The sequence below is a fragment of the Ignavibacteriota bacterium genome (assembly GCA_016713565.1).
GTDB lineage: Bacteria > Bacteroidota > Ignavibacteria > Ignavibacteriales > Melioribacteraceae.
The window spans coordinates 686,403-705,506 of the sequence record JADJOX010000007.1 but is presented as its reverse complement, the minus strand read 5'-3'; the positions used below and the strand labels follow the sequence as shown (position 1 = coordinate 705,506).

The following is a 19,104-nucleotide window of genomic DNA, read 5'->3' as shown; positions in this document are numbered from 1 at the left end:
TCTAAAAAATGATGACAACACTTATAATAATAATTTTTTTGGCTCTAGCTTTCGATTTTATAAACGGCTTTCATGATGCCGCAAATTCAATAGCTACGGTTGTTTCAACACAAGTTTTAACTCCGAGACTTGCTGTAATTTGGGCGGCATTTTTTAATTTTGTTGCTTTTTTAATTTTGGGATTGCATGTCGCAAATACAGTTGGAAAAGGTATTGTAAGAACGGAAGTTGTTGATTTAACTGTAATTGGAAGCGGTTTGGTTGCCGCTATAATTTGGAATCTGTTAACTTGGTGGTGGGGAATTCCTTCAAGTTCATCTCATACAATGGTTGGCGGATTTGTTGGCGCAGCGATGTCAAAAGCGGGAGTCAGCGCAATTTTTATTCCCGAAGTCTTAAAAATTATAGCTTTTATTTTTCTTGCTCCGCTTATTGGAATTATTATTTCTATAATTTTTTCAATTATGGTTTTACACATTGTTAAAGATTTCAGCCCTTCTAGAGTGGATAAATATTTTAGGAAACTTCAGTTGCTTTCATCCGCGGCGTATAGTTTGGGGCACGGTTCCAACGACGCTCAAAAAATGATGGGAATTATTTTTGTCGCATTAATTTCTACCGGGCAGCTTATGCCGAATGATGAAATACCACTTTGGGTTGTTTTAGCCTGCCATGCTGCAATTGCTTTAGGAACTCTTTCCGGTGGTTGGAGAATAGTTAAAACAATGGGGCAAAAAATTACAAAGCTAAGACCATTTGAAGGTTTTAGCGCGGAGTCAGCTGGAGCAATTACTTTATTCGCTACTGCATTAGCCGGAATCCCGGTGAGTACAACTCATACAATAACTGGCTGCATTATTGGCGCGGGAATTACTAAAAGATTATCGGCAGTTAGATGGAAAGTTACATATAATTTAGTTTGGGCTTGGGTTTTAACAATTCCTATTTCTGCATTTATTGCAATGATAGTATATTATACCGTTATATTACTTTCAAAATAAATGGATATAGATAAATTAATTTTATTTATATCCGTTATTTCGTAAATAATAAATTTTGATATTTCCAATAAGTTCCAGCCTCACATTCGCAGTTAAAAAATATTATTTTATTTAGATTTGCCTATCAAATTATATTTCTCTGAACTTTATAAAACTTCATGAAATTTAATGAAGTTACAAAATTATATATAATAAAAAAGGCATCATTAAGATGCCTTCGGTAAATCATATTTGATTTTTATAATATTTATTATCTGAAGAATAAATATCTATTATCCTCAATATCTGCGTCTTTCTTTAAGCCTTCTATCCATTCCGAGAAAACCATATTTTTCTTTTGAGTTAAAAGATTTTCTCTAATTGAGTTTTTCTGAATTGAGAAAATTGTAGAATCAATTGGGGTTCTTTCGGTTACTTTAATTAGAAAATAACCTCTTACACCTTTAACAGGATCGGTTATTTCATTTATTTTTGCATCTAAAGTAGCTTGAGTGAATGCCAAATCTCTGCCAACGCCTGGAACATTTCCGTTTGGAGAATAATTTGAAGCGCCAGAAACTTTTGCTTTTGCGTAAACTTCAGTCGCCATACTTAAGTTTTCTGAGCTGCCGATTTTGTTTTTAATATTTTCACTAATTGTTTTAGCTTTTTCAAACTTTTTCTCTTTTATAACTTTCGATTTAATAATTTCTTTTACTTCATCAAATGATTTTTTACCGGCATTTGTAATTTTTGAAACTGTCTCAATAATATATCCCGCTGGAACTTTGAATACTGGACTAACCTCATCTACTCCGTTTTCAAACGCAAATTTTACAATGGCCATATTTGAGCCGATTCCCGGAATAAATTTGGATTTCTCCATTATCGGAGGCGTATCTTTTATAACCAAACTAAGTAATCCGGCTTCCGATTCAAAACCGTTCTTTTTAGCAATGTAAGCGAAATCATTGGCTTTATCATATGCTTTATCCAATGTTGTTGCCGAAGCTTTTATTTCATTTACAATTTTTTCAACTACGTACTTTTTATCGCTTTTGCCGGTTACTTTAATAATATGGTAACCAAATTGACTTTTAACAGGTTTTTGAATTTCACCAATTTTACCGCTGAAAGCCGCATTTTCAAATTCTTTTACCATTTGTCCTTTTCCAAACCAACCCAAATCACCGCCATTTTTTGCGCTTCCATCTTCAGAGACTTGCTTTGCCGTAGTTTCAAAGTTTGCGCCTTTCATCAATTGATTATATATTCCGTCAATTTTAGTTTTTGCCGCATTTTCATCTTGACCCGTTTTAACTAATATATGAGACGCTCTTACATAAGAATCTTTGCTGTCTAAAGTATTTTCCAATTTGTAAATTACATAACCTTCATTTGTTAAAACCGGACCAATTAAACTGCCTTTTTCGGCTTTAGATACCAATGAACCGGCTTTACCGCCTAACATTGTTATAGAAACAGTATCTAATGAATATGGTTTTTCCGAATAAATTTGAACATATGATTTAAATGTTGTAGTATCTCCGGAAATTTTCTTGGCAATTGCTTCAAGGTTAGATTTTACACTTAATGAATCGTCTTTTGTGGGACCATTGCTGAAAAGTACATATTTTAATTCACGTTGAGCTTCAACTTCAAATTCTTTCGGATTTTTTTTGTAATATTCTTCTAAATCATTATCACTAACCTGTACTTCATTATCTGCTATAGTATTAATGTCTATAAAAGCATATTCAGAAGAAATTTTCATATTTTGCTGAATAAACGAGTTTTTAACGTCATCATCGCTTACAATTACCGACGCGTTTAGAAAACTTGCGAGCTTTTGCTGAATCAACTGTTGCTTAACAATTGCCTCGGTTTGGATCATAGCATTTTTATTTTGCGGATCATAAATCGCTTGATCATATGCCTGACGATTAAATTTACCTGTGGAATCAATAAAATATTGTGTAATAATTTGAGGTGGATTTGGACCTTGAATAATATCTAGTATTTCTTGATCGGTAACTGTAATTCCCAATTCCTTAATTTTTTCTTCAATAAGTTTTTGCGCTACCAAATTTTCCCAAACTTGATCTCGGAAAGCGTCCATTTGCACTTCCGGTATTTCTTGTCCAGTTCTTTTGGCTTGATCTTTTCTATATTGTTCAATTAAATTAGAATATTCTTGATATGAAACCGGAACTCCATTTATTGATCCAACATCGTTGGTTCTTTTACCAATAATATCAGAAACCTTTGAATCTGATAGAACCATAAATAATACAAAAAGTCCTCCAACTGTAATAATAAACCATGGAGCAAGACTTCTCATTCTTGCCATCATTCCCATTTTAAACTACTCCTTTGTTTCGAAAGTAAAAAATTTTAGCTAATAAAGTTAGAAACACCACAGTTGAAATGCAATGTTTTTAATAGAGATTTGCATTAAAACATATTGAAAAGAAATATTTAGAAATTAACTTTTTTTTAGAATTTACTGAATTCAGCGAAAATTTATAAATTGAGGTGAATTTTATAATATTATAGTTTGCAACTCTATGCACCCTTCCTTAATTTTATAAAAGAACATTATATAACTTAACAAAATAATTTAAGAGCGTTAATATGCCTTCATTTTTTGACAGTTGGTTACCATTTATTTATTTATATGTGGGGGGCGGAATTTTTTTTCTTACAGGAATGATCATCATTAGAAAAACCAAAGCAATTGATATGAGATTAAAACGCGACCGTTTTTGGTGGAAAGTTCTAATATTTGGTTATTTTTATTTTGTTTTCATCCACGCAACTTTAATAATTGCTGCACTATATTTTTGAGAGATTTATGAACCAAATACACAGTATCGGTACAGATTTAGACTGGGTTGTCCTGGTTATTTACATGATTTCAATGTTATTATTCGGCACTTACTTTGCAAAATATAATAACGATACAAATGATTTCTTTTTCGGCGGCAGAAGATTTTCCTGGTGGATTATTGCAATGTCGATCCTTGCAACCGGAATCAGTAGTCATAGTTTTGTGAAATATTCCGCAATGGGTTACAAATACGGCTTCTCGTCGTCAATGTCATACATTAATGATTGGTTTTTTGTCCCGTTTTTTCTGTTCGGCTGGCTGCCGATAATCGTTTATTCAAGAATTCGGTCAATTCCCGAATATTTCGAAAGAAGATTTTCTCCTTCGGCAAGATTTTTAGTTACAATTTTGCAGCTTCTTTATTTAGTGGGCTATGTCGGAATTGGTTTTTTAACCATGGGCAAAGCTATATTGCCGTTGATGCCAGAATATGTTACAATTTTAGGAATTCAAATTCATTTTACGCTTATGAATTTAATTTGGGTTACAGCAATTGTAACCGGAATTTATATAACATTTGGAGGTCAAACAGCTGTAATTTTTACTGACCTAATTCAAGGTTTAATGCTTTTAACCGCTGGGTTTATTGTGTTTTTTCTTGGAATTGCTTATGTAGGCGGATGGGATTCATTTTGGAACGCATTGCCGACAGCTTGGAAATTGCCTTTTGCGGGATTCAATACACCCGCGGAATTTAACTCCGTTGGAACTTTTTGGGAAGACGGAATTGCCGGCTCTGTAGGGTTTTTGTTCATGAACATGGGCTTAATCATGAGATTTATGGCTACCAAAAATGTACATGAAGGAAGAAAAGCTGCCACTATTAATATAATTTTTATGCTGCCAATTTCAGCTCTTGTTGTTGGAGGTGGAGGTTGGATTGCTAAAGCTATTTCGATTAAATTTCCAGAAGTAATTCCAGCCGCAACATCCGCGGATGAAATTTTTGTTGTCGTTGCGAATATTTTAACTGGACCCGGTGTTTTTGGTTTTATTATTGCTGCAATCGCCGCGGCGTTGATGTCAACCGTTGCAACATTGCTTAATGCAGCTGCGGCAATTTGGGTAAATGATGTTGATAAATCAATTAGAATTTGGACGAAAAAAGTAAAAAAGGAAGATCCGGTTGATGAAAAAAGGGCAATGGTTGTTGCAAGAGGCGCCACTGTTGCGTTTACTTTGTTGGGTGTTATCGCTGTTTATGCTTTTAGTTCTTATCCGACTGTTTATCAAGCGCATGCTTTCTTTCATGCGACTTTAACTCCTCCTTTAATGATTGCCATTTTCTTCGGTGTGTTTTGGAAAAAATTTACACCTGCTGCTTTAGTTACCACAATTTTAGGCGGTATTTCGCTTATGCTTCTTGGAAACCGATATCCTTTAGAATTGATTCAGCCGATTGCTCACGGAACTCCGTATGATCCTTTGCATCCTTTTACTTATATGGCTGCGTTATATAATTTGATTGTTTGTACCTTAGTAGCAGTTGGAGCAACACTTTTGCAAAATCAACTTAAAAAAACGGTTACAAAATTAAAGAAGAATAAAAATCATAATTTTATTATGACCATAATTGTAACTTTTATTGCGGTTATAGTCGTTTTTGATATTTTAAATGCATTATTGAAACTATCTATTATTCCATTTTTCCCTCTTTTTATCATAACCTTTTTTATGGCAGCTTTGGTTGCTCTAGCAACAACTTATTATGTAAAATATGACGCTGAAGCTCAGACCAAAGGTTTGACAATTTGGTCAATTCATACTGCCAAAGAATGGTTTAAAGGAAGAAAACTGAATGAAAGAGAAGGAGAAAATGTAGAAGTTAAATGGAAATTGGTAGAATCTGATAACAATGATATTATTAATTTTTCACAGCACGATATGAATAAAATGGCTGCTGAAGTCGGTGATTTGGTTTATATAACCGATAAGAGAAAATACTTGGGCGGATTGAAATCATGCCATACAGTTTATGGTGAACCCCATAAAGAAAATGGAATTGTTTACATTAGAAAGCAGCATATTGAAAAAGGTCTTTTTGTAAAGGATAGAATTTTAGAAGCCGAAAAAGAAATGTAAGGATTTTATTTTTATAAATTCGATGAATAAAAATATCTGCTGATTTTTAAGCAAATAATAAATTTTTATTGAAAGAACGTACTTTGTTCTAAAAAAGAAATTGAAGAAATCTGATTTTTTTATTGGAATTTCTTGTTCTCTTCATTGCAAAAATTAAAAATTTAGTTAAACTTTTTACTTTGTTGTAAATCATTAATTACTACTTCTAAAAAGCGCCTTACCAAAAAAAAATGTAAATTTGAACTTTAATTTCATGAAATATTCAAAATAATGGACTCAAAAAAATACAACAACATTAACTTAGGTTTCGGAATAGCAAAATCGGTTTTAACATTTTTCTTGATTTTAGCATTTTTAATGACCGGATTAAGTGATGACTTGGAAAACTATCTTAATTCAATATTTGAATCAAAATATATTGTTTTGATAATGTATATAATTATCAGCGGCTCGGCGATTTCAATTATTTTCTTCCCAATGAATTTGTATACGGATTTTATATTAGAACACAAATACAAATTATCTAATCAAACATTTTTTGCTTGGATTTGGGAAAATGCAAAAGCTACTCTTGTCGGTGGAATTATAGGACTTCCGTTGTTACTTCTTTTTTATTTTATATTGAATTTCTATCAGGAAATGTGGTGGCTTCCGTTTTCAATTTTAATATTTTTTGTATCAGTTATTTTGGCTAAAATAGTTCCAATAATTATTTTACCTATTTTTTATAAAGTTACTCCAATTGAAGATGAAGATTTGCGAAATAGAATTTTTAAACTATCTCAAAATGTTAATCTTAAAGTTGAAAATATTTTTAAATTCAACATGAGTAAAAACACAAAAAAAGGCAAATGCGGCTTTTACTGGATTCGGCAAAACAAAAAAAATTCTTCTTGGCGATACATTGACCAATGAATTTTCCAACGATGAAATTGAAACGGTAATTGCCCATGAGTTAGGTCACTACAAACATAAACATATTATAAAAAATATTATTTTGGGGACAGTTTTAAGTTTCGCAACACTTTATATACTTTCTATTTTGTATTCAAATTCTTTAAGCTGGTTTGGATTTACAAGCATTTCACAAATTGCGGCACTCCCTATTTTATCTTTGTGGGGAATGTTAATAGGTTTAATTCAAACGCCTTTAACAAATATTATTTCCAGAAAATACGAACATGAAGCAGATGAATACGCGATATTAAGTACAAATAAAAAAGATGTTTTTATCAAAACTTTAGATAAATTAACAGAACAGAATTTAGGTGATAAAGAACCGCATCCTTTTGTCGAGTGGTTTTTTTATAGTCATCCTTCAATAAAAAAAAGAGTCGCGTTTATTGAATCAATTAAAATTTAAGAGAATAAAATGTCAGTATCAAAAGAAGATGTAAAGAAAATTGCCGTTCTTGCAAGATTAGAATTTACCGAAGAAGAAATTGGAAATTATACAAACGAAATGAATCAAATTTTAAACTATATGGAAAAGTTGAATGAACTTGATACTGAAAATATAAAACCGCTTTCGCATCCAATAGAAAATTCTAATGTTTTTAGAGAAGATGTTTTAAAAGAAAGTACTCTTAGAGAAGAAGCATTGAAAAATGCACCGGATAAAACAAATGAGCATTTTAAAGTTCCGAAAGTAATCAATCAAAGTAAATAAAATGATAATTGGAATAATACCGGCAAGATTTGCCTCAACAAGACTTCATGGTAAACCGCTTAAACTAATTGGCGATAAACCAATGCTGCAGCACACTTACGAAAGTGCAATGAAATCAAAGTTATTATCGGATGTAGTTATTGCTGTTGATGATGAAAGAGTTTACGAAGAAGCAAAAAAATTCTGTCCTCAAGTTGAAATGACTCCAAAGGATTTAGAAACAGGTAGCGATAGAATTGCTTATGTCGCAAGAAAATTATTTACCGCGGAAATTATTGTAAATATTCAAGGCGATGAACCTTTTATTCCTGGAAAAATGATTGATGAAGCTGTTGAACCGTTATTGTTTGATAAAAGCGTGTCGGTTTCTACGTTGGTAAAGAAAATTCAAACGGTGGATGAAATGAATTCACCCAATGTTGTAAAAGTTGTTTTTGATTATAACAATTATGCGCTTTATTTCTCACGCAGTCCAATTCCTTTTGTAAGAGAAGCCGTTTCCGATAAACAAAAATTAAGAATGGCGGATATTTATAAACATATTGGTCTTTATGTATATCGAAAGGATAAATTACTCGAGTTTACAACGTTAAAACAAACCGATTTGGAAAAATATGAAAAGCTAGAACAGCTAAGAATGTTGGAAAATCAAATGAGAATTAAAGTCGTTGTTACAGATCATGAAAGCATTTCTGTTGATACGGAAGAAGATTTGGAAATGGCAAAATTATATTATCAAAGAATTCTAGAAAATAAATAATGAAAATTCCAAAAAAAATTTCATTGGCAAATATTCCCACACCTTTTTCAGAAATTCAATTTAACGGGAATAAGTTTTTTATTAAGCGAGATGATTTAACCGGAGTTGAATTAACAGGAAATAAAGTAAGAAAGCTTGAGTATTTGCTTTACGACGCAAAAATTAAAAAAGCCGATTACGTATTTACAAGAGGCGGAGACCAATCCAATCATGCAAGGGCAACTTGCATATCCGCGGCTTCAATTGGAATTAAATCTAAACTTTTTCTTTGGGGAAACTCAAATCAAAAACCCGATGGAAATTTATTTCTTGATAAATTTGTAGGCGCGGAAATTAAATTTCTAAATAAAAAAGAGTACAATTCTGTAGATCAAATAATGCTGGATGATCAAACGGAATATTCTAAAAAGAAATTAAAGACTTACATAATTCCTTCCGGCGGATCTTCGCCTTTAGGAATTTGGGGCTATATAAATTTTGTAAGCGAACTTGCCGGACAAACAAATCTGAAAAAATTTAACGGAATTGTAACAGCTACCGGAAGCAGCGGAACTGCAGCGGGAATTTTAGTCGGGCAGACTTTATTGGGTCTTAATTTTAAGATATTTGGAATAAGCGTAATCGATAAAAAAGAAATTGTAAAAGAAGATATAATAAAATTAGCTGAAGAAAATATCAAAGAATTTGATCTTAAGATAAAACCTAATTACAATAATTTGGAAATTTTAGACAATTATTCCGAAGAAGGTTATAAGAATATTTCCCAAAATAAAATAAATTTATTCAAAGAATTTTTCATTCAGACCGGGATTTTATTAGACCCGACCTATACCGGGAAAGCGTTTTTTGCTTATAATGATAATTTTGTAAATGCTAAAAATAACAAAGTTATTTTTCTTCATACCGGCGGAATATTTGGCGTTTTTCCCAAAAGAAAAAATTATTTAGGTTAAAAGGGAATATTGATGGAGAAAAAAATAAGAGTTTTAATTGCAAAAGCCGGATTAGACGGACATGACAGAGGTGCAAAAGTTATTGCCGCGGCTTTGCGCGATGCCGGTATGGAAGTAATTTATTTGGGATTAAGGCAAACACCGGAAATGATAGTAAGCGCCGCCATTCAAGAAGATGTTGACGCGATTGGTATTAGCATTCTCTCCGGCGCGCATATGACGGTTTTTCCAAGAATTTTAGATGAAATGAAAAAAAATGAAATAAACGATGTATTGCTTTTCGGTGGCGGAATAATTCCCGAAGAAGATATTAAAAATTTAAAACAAAATGGAGTTGGTGAATTATTTACACCCGGAACTTCAACAACAGAAGTTGTATCATTTCTAACAAATTGGGTAAAAGAAAACCCTAGAACTATATTTTAAAACTTCGGATCTTTAAAATTCAAATCATTGGATAATCGTTGGTTTTTTTAATCATCACATTTTGATTATTTTTACTTCTTATTCAAAATTATTTTTATGAAGCATAACCAAAAAAAAAGAATTGTATTTATTGATTTAATGAGGGCATTTGCCGTAATTATGATGATCCAAGGTCATACTACGGACACTTTCCTATCGGATGAATACAGAAATCCCGAATCGCTGGTATACAATGTTTGGCTTACGATGCGAGGATTTACCGCTCCAATATTTATGTTTTCGTCCGGACTGATTTTTACATATTTACTTAAGCCGGATAAATATGATTTCTTCTCCAATCCAAGAATAATTAAAGGTATAAAAAGAGGTTTTACGTTAATTGGAATTGGTTATTTATTGAGATTTCCAACCCACCGTATTTTTGATTTGGCATCAGTAAATAAGCAACAATGGGATGGTTTTTTAATTGTTGACGCGCTTCATCTTATTGGAGCTGGTTTATTGTCAATAATTGTGATTGTTTATTTTACAAAGTTATTCAAAATTCATTTGAATTTGTCGATTGGTTTGTCAATTTTATTTTTATTTATTGTAAGTCCCTACATTGCCAAAGTCAATTGGGATAATTATTTGCCTCAAATTGTAACCGGTTATTTGTACAGCAAGAATGGCTCATTCTTTCCAATTTTCCCTTGGATTATTTATGTTTTATCGGGAGCAATGCTGGGATATTTTTTAAGCTTAAATGAAGGAATTTATTTTAAGAAAAGGTTCTCAATTTTACTTTTCACAATTGGAAGCTTGCTTGTCGGATTTTATTTGGCGATTTACGCATTTAGTTATCTTCTTCCGCAAAATGTTTCAGACTGGCTTTACGCTAATTCAATCATCATTGCAAGACTGGGTTATGTTATAATTGCAAATAGTTTAATGGCATTTATTGCAAGGAACTTCAATCACATTCCTAAAATTATTTCTGATACTGGAAAAAAAACACTAATGCTTTATGTTGCTCATGTAATTATCTTATACGGATGCGCGTTATTTCCAGGGTTTAATAAATTTTGGGGAAGAACATTAACAAGTTACCAAACAATTGCAGCAGCAATTTTAATGTTGGGATTAATGCTTTTATTGGTATTATATTCAGATAGAATAAGTAATTATTGGCGGAATAAATTTAAATTTAATAAAGTAAAAGCGATATAAAAATGAGAGAATCAGAAAATACCAATCCCGTATTATCCGAAGACGAAAAAAATTTTGAACAAAACATAAGACCCAAAACATTTTCTGATTTTACCGGTCAAAGAAAAATTACTGATAATCTCAAAGTTTTTATAGGCGCGGCGCTTAAAAGAAGTGAAAGTTTAGATCACGTTTTACTTACCGGTCCTCCCGGATTGGGAAAAACAACTTTAGCAAATATTATTGCAAATGAATTAGGTGTAAAATTAAAAACAACATCGGGACCAGTTCTTGAAAAACCGGGAGATTTAGCTGGACTATTAACTAATTTAGAGGAAAATTCTGTTTTATTTATTGATGAAATCCATCGGTTAAGTTCGGTTGTTGAAGAATATTTATATTCTGCAATGGAAGATTATAAAATTGATATAATGATTGACAGCGGTCCAAGCGCAAGAACTGTTCAAATCAAACTTCCTAAATATACCTTAGTTGGAGCTACAACCCGAGCCGGTTTACTTACAGCTCCTTTACGCGACAGATTTGGAATTAAATCAAGATTAGATTATTACGAAAGTGAACTGCTTTCTGAAATAATAAAACGGTCTGCCAAAATTCTTAATATTTCAATTGATGAAAACGCGGCGGAAGAAATATCCAGAAGATCTCGTGGAACACCTAGAATCGCAAATCGTTTGTTGAGAAGAACTAGAGATTTTGCCGATTATGAAAATAAAAATAAAATAGATCTGAGCATCGCGAAGAAAGCTCTTAAAGCATTGGAAGTAGATAACTTTGGTCTTGACGAAATGGACAAAGCAATTATTCTCACTATTATCGAAAAATTTAAAGGCGGTCCCGTTGGATTAAATACATTGGCAGTTTCTGTTAATGAAGATCCCGGTACAATTGAAGAAGTTTATGAACCATTTTTAATTCAGCAGGGATTTATACAGCGAACTCCAAGAGGAAGAGAAGCAACGGATTTAGCTTATGTAAGATTCAATAAAACTAAAAAAGTAATTCAGCAAAATAATTTATTTGATAGTGAAGTATGATAATCGAAATAGATAAAATTAAGTTAGGTGAAGATTTACCTTTGGTTTTAATTGCCGGACCATGCGTTATTGAAAACGAAGATATTACTTTCTTTACTGCTGAAAAAATTTTAGAGATTACGAATAAATTAAAGATTCCGTTTATATTTAAATCAAGTTTTAAAAAAGCAAACAGAACCAGTTTAAATTCTTTTACTGGAATGGATTCTGAAAAAGCGCTGCAAATATTAAATGATGTTAAAAAGAAATTTAATGTTCCGATTTTAACCGATGTTCATACCGAAAATGATATTAAAAGCGTTTCATCAATTGTTGATGTTTTGCAGATTCCGGCATTCTTGTGCCGACAAACAGATCTATTAATTTCTGCGGGAAATTCAGGTAAAATAGTTAATGTTAAGAAAGGTCAATTCTTGGCTCCTGAAGATATGAAGCATGTAATAGAGAAAATTGAAAGCACCGGAAACAATAAAATTCTTTTAACTGAGCGCGGGACAACTTTTGGCTATCATAATTTGGTTGTTGATATGAGATCTTTAATAATTATGAAAGAATTGGGTTATCCGGTTGTAATGGATGGAACACATTCCGTTCAAATGCCCAGCAATAGTAATGTTACCGGAGGAGAACCAAAATTTATTGAGCCGTTAAGCAAAGCCGCTGCGGCAGTTGGAATTGACGCGCTGTTTTTAGAAGTTCATCCCGATCCGAAAAATGCGCTAAGTGATGCCGGAAGCCAATTACAGCTTGTTAAATTGGAAATAGTTTTACAAAAAATATTAGCAATTGATAAAATTGTAAAAGGTTATTAAATGTCAGAACAAGAAATTATAGATAAAGGGAAGAAAGTAGTTGAAATTGAACTTAACGCAATCACTGATTTAAAATCAAAAATAAATACTTCTTTTGCCGAAGCCGTTAAATTAATATATGAAACAAACGGAAGAATAATTTTTACTGGCATGGGAAAATCTGGATTAATTGCGCGTAAAATTGTAGCCACATTCAATTCAACCGGAACGGCTGCGTTTTATCTTCATCCCACCGACGCTCTTCACGGTGATTTGGGAATGGTAAGAAAGGGCGACGTTGCTATAATTATTTCCAAAAGCGGAACAACAGATGAACTAAAAAATTTAGTTTTAATGTTTAGAAGGATAGAAGTTAAAATTATTGGAATTTTGGGAATAATAAATTCTGCAATTGCCAGAGATTGCGATGTTGTTTTAGACGCAAGCGTAAAGGAAGAAGCTTGTCCATATGATTTGGCGCCAACTTCATCAACTACTGCGGCTTTGGTTATTGGGGATGCGGTTGCAATTTCGGTTTTAGAGCTGCGCGGGTTTACTCAGGAAGATTTTGCAATGCTTCATCCTGCCGGAAGTTTGGGAAAAAGATTAACATTAAAGATTTCTGAAATTATGTATAAGGGAAATGATTTTCCTTCGGTAAGAGAAGAAACTTCTATAAAAGAAACTATTTTGGAAATGACTAAAAAACGACTCGGTGCCACATGTGTTTTAAATAAAAATGGTGATTTAATTGGAATTGTTACAGATGGTGATTTGAGAAGGCAACTTGAAAAAAATCTCGACCTGAAGAATTTAAGAGCAGAAAATATAATGACAAAAAATCCAAAAGTAATTAATGAAAATCTATTGGCTTCATTTGCGCTTCAACAAATGGAAAACTATAACATTACTTCTTTAGTTGCTGTGGATGATTCGGGCAGACCGATTGGACTTGTACATTTACATGATCTTGTAAAATTAGGTTTACAGAGAAGATGAAAAAGTTTATATCAATAATTATTGTACTTATTATAAGTTTATCTTGCGGCGAAACAAAATTAAAACCGAAGATCGATAACTCGATAAACAGCGAAGAAATTCCAGATCAGGAAAGCAGAAACGCCAAAATTACCTTTACCGAAAATGGTAAACTTAAAGCCGTTCTTTTTGCGGATATTATAAAAGTTTTGGGCGATAAAAATGAAAAATATCTTGAAAGTGTTAAAGTCGATTTTTATGATGATGAAGAACATAAATCATCTCAATTGACTTCAAAAAGAGGAAGAGTTGATGATATTACTCAAGATATGTACGCAATTGAAAATGTAATTGCAAAAAGCGACAGCGGTGTTACACTTACCACCGAAGAACTGATCTGGCGAAATAAAACGAAAAAAATAATGACAGATAAATTTGTTAAGATTATTAGCAGTAAAGAAATTATTGAAGGATACGGATTTGAATCAGATCAAAATTTAAGAAATTACACAATCTTTAACATAACTTATGTTACTAATGTAGATCAATAATGAAAAAAAATATTATTATTCTTTTCATATTTATTACGCTGCAAATATTCGCTCAAGATAAGCATAAGCAAATTACAATTACAGGCGATAGTTTAAAAGGTAAATTGATTGAAGGAGAAAATTTCCGAGAAGTAATTGGTAACGTTGTAATAACTCAAGATGATGTAATTATAACTTGTCTAAAGGCCATACAAAACATCAGCAAAAACTCCGCAGTATTAATTGGAAATGTTGTAGTTAAACAGGACAGCGTTGTGATAACTACAGAAAAAGGAAATTATTACGGAAATGAGAAAATTACAACTTCAGATACTCTCGTACATTTACAAAATAATTCGACAAATTTAATTGCAAATACAGGTTTGTATAATTTTGAAACAAAAATAGCGGAATTTAACGGAGACGTTTTATTTTATGATTCTGTAACAACCTTGCGTTCACAAAAATTAATTTATGAAAAGGAAATAGAAAAAATTATCGCTACAAAGAATGTTGAGGTTTCAGATTCGGTTTCAAAAATTAACGCGGATAGTTTAATACATTTTAGAAATACTAAACTTTCCGAAGGTTATGGAAATGTTAAAATTTACAGCAAAGAAAATAATGTAACCATTTCAGGCAAACGATTACTTGATGATAAGCAAAATAATATTTCTAAAATTTTTGGCGATCCATTCTTAATACAAATAGAAGCACTTAGTGATTCCACTTACGATACATTGTATATTCAGTCAAAATATATGGAAGCTAAAAGCGACAGCGGCTCAAAATTAATTGCGATTGATTCTGTTAAAATTATCCGCGGAGATTTTTTATCGAACAATGATTTTACAATCTATGATAAAGCCGCGGAAGAAATTACGATATTAAAGCAAAATGAAAAACCCGTTCCGATATTGTGGTATGAGAATACTCAAATTACCGGAGATTCGTTATATATACATTTGGACAGCAGTAAAATTAAAAATGTGGAAATTATAAAAAACGCAATTATGATTTCGCAAGATTCGGTTTATCAGTTCAGATATAATCAAATGTCCGGTGATACAATTTATCTTTATTTTAATGATGGAGATTTATCGCAGACAAATGTTAACGGAAATGTGCTGAGCATTTATTATTTGTTTGATGAAAAAGAACCTAACGGATTGCTTAAATCAAGTGGTGAAAAATTTAAAATATTTATCGCGGATAATAAAGTTACGGACGTTAAATTATATGGAAGTCCGGTAAGTGAATATCATCCGGAAAATTTAGTTAAAGGAAATGAGAAATCATTTACGTTGCCGACATTTATTCTGTACTCAAATAAGCCTGATAAAAAGAAATTTGAAAATATGTTTTTTGAAATAAATAAAAATTAAATATGACAAATAACTCAACATTACGCAGTGAAGATTTAATAAAGATCTATAAAAAGAGAACAGTTGTAAACAAGGTTTCGGTAAATGTTACACAAGGAGAAGTAGTTGGATTGCTTGGTCCAAACGGCGCGGGAAAAACTACAACTTTCTATATGATAGTAGGAATGATAAAACCGAATGATGGGAAAGTTTTTCTTAATCAAGAAAATATTACTGAACAGCCGATGTATAAAAGAGCAAAAATGGGAATTGGATATCTTCCGCAAGAAGCTTCAGTATTTAGAAGATTAAGTGTTGAAGATAATATTATGGCTGTTTTGGAAATGACAAAATTGACGAAAGATCAGCGGAAAGAAAAACAAGAAAAATTGCTGGACGAATTAAGTATCGCGCACATTAGAAAAAGTAAAGGGTTTCAATTAAGCGGCGGTGAAAGACGAAGAACAGAAATTGCTCGCGCGCTTGCAACCGATCCGGATTTTATTTTGTTGGATGAACCATTTGCCGGCGTTGACCCGATTGCCGTTGAAGATATTATGAGCATTGTCGCAAATCTTAAAAACAAAGGAATCGGAATCTTAATTACCGATCATAACGTTCATGAAACTTTGAGCATTGTGGATAGAGCTTACATTCTTATCGAAGGAAAAATATTTAAAGACGGTAAAGCCGATGATTTGGCAAATGACGAAGAAGTTAGAAAATTATACCTCGGTGAAAAATTCAAACTTGAGAGATACGAATAGATTTTAATTTATTTATTAAACTCTCTAATAATTTTATTTATTTCGTCTTCGCTTATTCCATTTCCAAATTTTTTATCACTATTTGATATATTTTTTTGAGAAGTAAATTTATTTGATGTACTTTGAAAATTTACAACCGGATTTCCGGCTCTGGCTCTTAATCTTTCTTCAATTTCATTTATAAAATTTCCACTTGATGTATATGAATTTCCAACTTTTGAACTTCCAAATGAGTTTATAGAATTTCCTTTGTTAATTGGATTTGTCTCGAATGCTAAAGTTTTAATGTTCATCAAATGTTTTGCGGTTACATTTTCTGAAATTATTGAACCGCCCCAAGTTCCAACTCCCAATGTCATCGAAGGATCTAAAGCCGTTGTGTATCCAACAGCGCCAAGAGAAGAAGGAGAATTTACAACAATGCGGAATGCCGGTTTTTCCATCGCGAATTTTAAAATAATTTCTTGATCATTTGAATGGATTGCCAAAGTATGGCCAATTCCGCCGAAGTTTAATAAATCAATACATTTATGACAACCGTCCAGCCAGCCGTCAACAACATAAAACGCTAAAATCGGTGAAAGTTTTTCAACGGAAAGCGGTTCTTCTTTTCCCACTTTTAGACAATCGGCTAATAAAACTTTTACAGAATCGGGAACTTTAAAACCTGCGTATTGAGCAATAAATTGAGCCGATTTTCCTACTATATCAGCATTTATTCTTCCATCTTTAATAACCGCGTTTTCAAGTTTTATTTTTTCTTCGCTATTTACAAAATATCCGCCGTTAGCTTCGGCAAATTTTCTTACTTTTTCAACTATCGGTCTGTCAACAATCATTGCCTGTTCAGAAGAACATAATGTTCCGTTATCAAAAGTTGTTCCCGAAATAATATCTAAAACCGCCTTTTCAAAATTTGCGCTTCTTTCAATAAATGCGGGAACGTTGCCGGAACCAACTCCATATGCGGGAGTTCCGGCGCTGTATGCGGCGCGAACCATTGGAGTACTTCCGGTTGCCAAAATTACTCCAATGTCTCTGTGTTTCATCAAAGCTTCCGTACCTTCTATTGTTGGAATCGACATGCATTGAATTAAGCCTTTCGGCGCGCCGGCTGAAACCGCTGCATCGTTCATTACTTTTAAAGCTTCCGATGTGCATATTACCGCTTTCGGGTGCGGACTAGCAACAATAGCATTTCGCGTTTTTAATGAAATTAACGACTTAAAAAACGCAGTTGAAGTTGGATTTGTTGAAGGAATTAATGCCGCAACAATTCCCATCGGCTCTGCTATTTTAACAATTTTTCCGTTTTCTGCAATATCAATTATTCCAACAGTCTTCAAATTTTTTATTGAGTTATAAACATCTCTTGAACCAAATTGATTCTTTACAACTTTATCTTCCCACTTTCCAAAACCGGTTTCCTGCTGTGCCATTTTTGCAAGTCGTTCACTCGATTCAAATCCGGCATCCGCCATTGCTTTCACAATTTTATCAACTTGTGTTTGGTTAAAATGTTTATATTCCAATTGCGCGTCTTTAGCTTGGGCAACTAAATTACGCACTTCCTGTGTTGATCTAATATCTTTGTCAAGTTCCATTTTCAGCTCATTTTAATGTCATAATATACTTACATTGATTTTTTTTAGCAACCACTTAAATACATTATCAACTTATTATATTTATTGTTTATTTGCTTAATAAATAATTTATTTAAATATGAAAAAAATAATTTTGTTATTATTTATAGTATTTTTTTATTCTTGCCGTTCCGAACTGCCTTCCGAAACAACAACCGGAAATGGAAGAATTTTGGTAAAATCAAATATTGATAGATCGGAAATTTATATTGACGGAACTTTTACCGGCAAATTTACACCGGATACTTTAGAGTTATTGGCTGTTACTTACAGAATAAAAGTAGCTAAAAAAAATTATTTTTCCGAAGAAAGAGATGTACCAATAAATAAAAATAAACTTATTACCGAGGAATTTACACTCGAAGAAAATAAATTGATAAAAAATGTATTCATAGAACTTTTTTCATATTCTTTCTGCGATACATGTGATATAGAAAAAACAATAACGAAAATTAATCCGCTTAAAGATAATAGGATTATTATAATTAATTACCCAGCGGATTACCCAAATTACGATGAAATATTTTACTATGACTTTTGGAACGGAATGATTGCCCGCGGTGATTATTACGATATTTTAAATATCCCGGCAGTTACGGCAGATGGGAAATTATCTTATGATTTCAATAATGACATTAAAACCGAATTAAACAAAAATACAAATCTGGAAATTGAGGTTAGAGATAGTTTAGTACAAGGGAACGGCATGCATATAAATGTTTTTGTTGATGTTTTTGATATGCACGCGACAGATTTTAACTCGCTTGTTTTGAGAAACGCGTTGATAGAAAAAGAGGTTACGGCTGATACTTCTTTGCCAACTGCAAAATATGTGTTGCGAAAATTTATACCGGATTTTAACGGAAAATCACTTTCGTCAATATCAGAAAGAGGACGGGCAAAATTTGCCGAATTTACTTTGGTTGATCCTCATTGGAACAAGGAAAATTTGTATATAATATCATTTGTACAAAACGAATTGACTAAAGAAGTTTTACAAGTCGGCAGTTCTAATTAATTCGTTA

16 protein-coding genes and 1 pseudogene are annotated in these 19,104 nt (G+C 32.3%); 15 read left to right on the top strand and 2 right to left on the bottom strand.

Features of this window, described 5'->3' with window-relative positions:
• Nucleotides 1–8 precede the first annotated feature (8 nt).
• Nucleotides 9–1,001 carry an inorganic phosphate transporter gene (locus IPK06_10385; GenBank protein MBK7980377.1) on the top strand — a complete coding sequence of 331 codons (993 nt, stop codon included), beginning with the start codon at nucleotides 9–11 and terminating at the stop codon, nucleotides 999–1,001.
• Nucleotides 1,002–1,251: 250 nt separating this feature from the next.
• Here the strand turns inward: IPK06_10385 and IPK06_10380 are convergent, their stop codons facing one another.
• Nucleotides 1,252–3,339, bottom strand: a complete 2,088-nt coding sequence (locus IPK06_10380) for a peptidylprolyl isomerase (protein ID MBK7980376.1) — start codon at nucleotides 3,337–3,339, stop codon at nucleotides 1,252–1,254.
• 504 nt (nucleotides 3,340–3,843) lie between these two features.
• Here IPK06_10380 and IPK06_10375 point away from each other — a divergent pair.
• The 13 genes and pseudogenes from IPK06_10375 (at nucleotide 3,844) to lptB (ending at nucleotide 16,436) form a co-directional block, all read left to right on the top strand.
• Nucleotides 3,844–5,952: a sodium:solute symporter family protein gene (locus IPK06_10375; protein MBK7980375.1), complete on the top strand. Its 2,109-nt coding sequence runs from the start codon at nucleotides 3,844–3,846 to the stop codon at nucleotides 5,950–5,952.
• A 270-nt stretch (nucleotides 5,953–6,222) separates the two neighbouring features.
• Nucleotides 6,223–7,315 (top strand): annotated as a pseudogene (locus IPK06_10370) (M48 family metallopeptidase).
• A 9-nt stretch (nucleotides 7,316–7,324) separates the two neighbouring features.
• Nucleotides 7,325–7,621 carry an Asp-tRNA(Asn)/Glu-tRNA(Gln) amidotransferase subunit GatC gene (gene gatC, locus IPK06_10365; protein ID MBK7980374.1) on the top strand — a complete coding sequence of 99 codons (297 nt, stop codon included), beginning with the start codon at nucleotides 7,325–7,327 and terminating at the stop codon, nucleotides 7,619–7,621.
• A 1-nt stretch (nucleotide 7,622) separates the two neighbouring features.
• On the top strand, nucleotides 7,623–8,381 hold the full coding sequence (gene kdsB / locus IPK06_10360; protein MBK7980373.1) for a 3-deoxy-manno-octulosonate cytidylyltransferase: 759 nt from the start codon (nucleotides 7,623–7,625) through the stop codon (nucleotides 8,379–8,381).
• Nucleotides 8,381–9,334, top strand: coding sequence for a pyridoxal-phosphate dependent enzyme (locus IPK06_10355; protein MBK7980372.1), 954 nt, complete (start codon nucleotides 8,381–8,383; stop codon nucleotides 9,332–9,334). The genes kdsB and IPK06_10355 overlap by 1 nt, the downstream gene beginning before the upstream one ends.
• A gap of 12 nt (nucleotides 9,335–9,346) precedes the next feature.
• Nucleotides 9,347–9,760 carry a cobalamin B12-binding domain-containing protein gene (locus IPK06_10350; protein ID MBK7980371.1) on the top strand — a complete coding sequence of 138 codons (414 nt, stop codon included), beginning with the start codon at nucleotides 9,347–9,349 and terminating at the stop codon, nucleotides 9,758–9,760.
• 96 nt (nucleotides 9,761–9,856) lie between these two features.
• The gene (locus tag IPK06_10345; protein ID MBK7980370.1) at nucleotides 9,857–10,969 is read left to right on the top strand and encodes a DUF1624 domain-containing protein; all 1,113 of its coding nucleotides are present in this window, start codon (nucleotides 9,857–9,859) and stop codon (nucleotides 10,967–10,969) included.
• 2 nt (nucleotides 10,970–10,971) lie between these two features.
• Nucleotides 10,972–12,006 carry a Holliday junction branch migration DNA helicase RuvB gene (gene ruvB / locus IPK06_10340; protein MBK7980369.1) on the top strand — a complete coding sequence of 345 codons (1,035 nt, stop codon included), beginning with the start codon at nucleotides 10,972–10,974 and terminating at the stop codon, nucleotides 12,004–12,006.
• Nucleotides 12,003–12,818 (top strand): 3-deoxy-8-phosphooctulonate synthase, encoded by an 816-nt coding sequence (gene kdsA, locus IPK06_10335; protein ID MBK7980368.1) that lies wholly within the window; start codon nucleotides 12,003–12,005, stop codon nucleotides 12,816–12,818. The genes ruvB and kdsA overlap by 4 nt, the downstream gene beginning before the upstream one ends.
• Entirely contained in the window at nucleotides 12,819–13,796 is a 978-nt protein-coding gene (locus IPK06_10330) for a KpsF/GutQ family sugar-phosphate isomerase (GenBank protein ID MBK7980367.1), read from the top strand.
• Nucleotides 13,793–14,326: an LPS export ABC transporter periplasmic protein LptC gene (lptC, locus tag IPK06_10325; GenBank protein MBK7980366.1), complete on the top strand. Its 534-nt coding sequence runs from the start codon at nucleotides 13,793–13,795 to the stop codon at nucleotides 14,324–14,326. The genes IPK06_10330 and lptC overlap by 4 nt, the downstream gene beginning before the upstream one ends.
• Complete coding sequence (locus IPK06_10320) at nucleotides 14,326–15,690, top strand: hypothetical protein (GenBank protein MBK7980365.1); 1,365 nt, start codon at nucleotides 14,326–14,328, stop codon at nucleotides 15,688–15,690. Before lptC ends, IPK06_10320 begins: the two co-directional genes overlap by 1 nt.
• Before the next feature lie 2 nt (nucleotides 15,691–15,692).
• Nucleotides 15,693–16,436, top strand: coding sequence for an LPS export ABC transporter ATP-binding protein (lptB, locus tag IPK06_10315; GenBank protein MBK7980364.1), 744 nt, complete (start codon nucleotides 15,693–15,695; stop codon nucleotides 16,434–16,436).
• Between the two features lie 8 nt (nucleotides 16,437–16,444).
• Here lptB and IPK06_10310 read toward each other — a convergent pair whose 3' ends face one another.
• The gene (locus IPK06_10310; GenBank protein ID MBK7980363.1) at nucleotides 16,445–18,040 is read right to left on the bottom strand and encodes an aldehyde dehydrogenase family protein; all 1,596 of its coding nucleotides are present in this window, start codon (nucleotides 18,038–18,040) and stop codon (nucleotides 16,445–16,447) included.
• A gap of 118 nt (nucleotides 18,041–18,158) precedes the next feature.
• Between IPK06_10310 and IPK06_10305 the strand changes: the two genes are divergently transcribed.
• Entirely contained in the window at nucleotides 18,159–19,097 is a 939-nt protein-coding gene (locus tag IPK06_10305) for a PEGA domain-containing protein (GenBank protein MBK7980362.1), read from the top strand.
• Nucleotides 19,098–19,104: the final 7 nt, after the last annotated feature.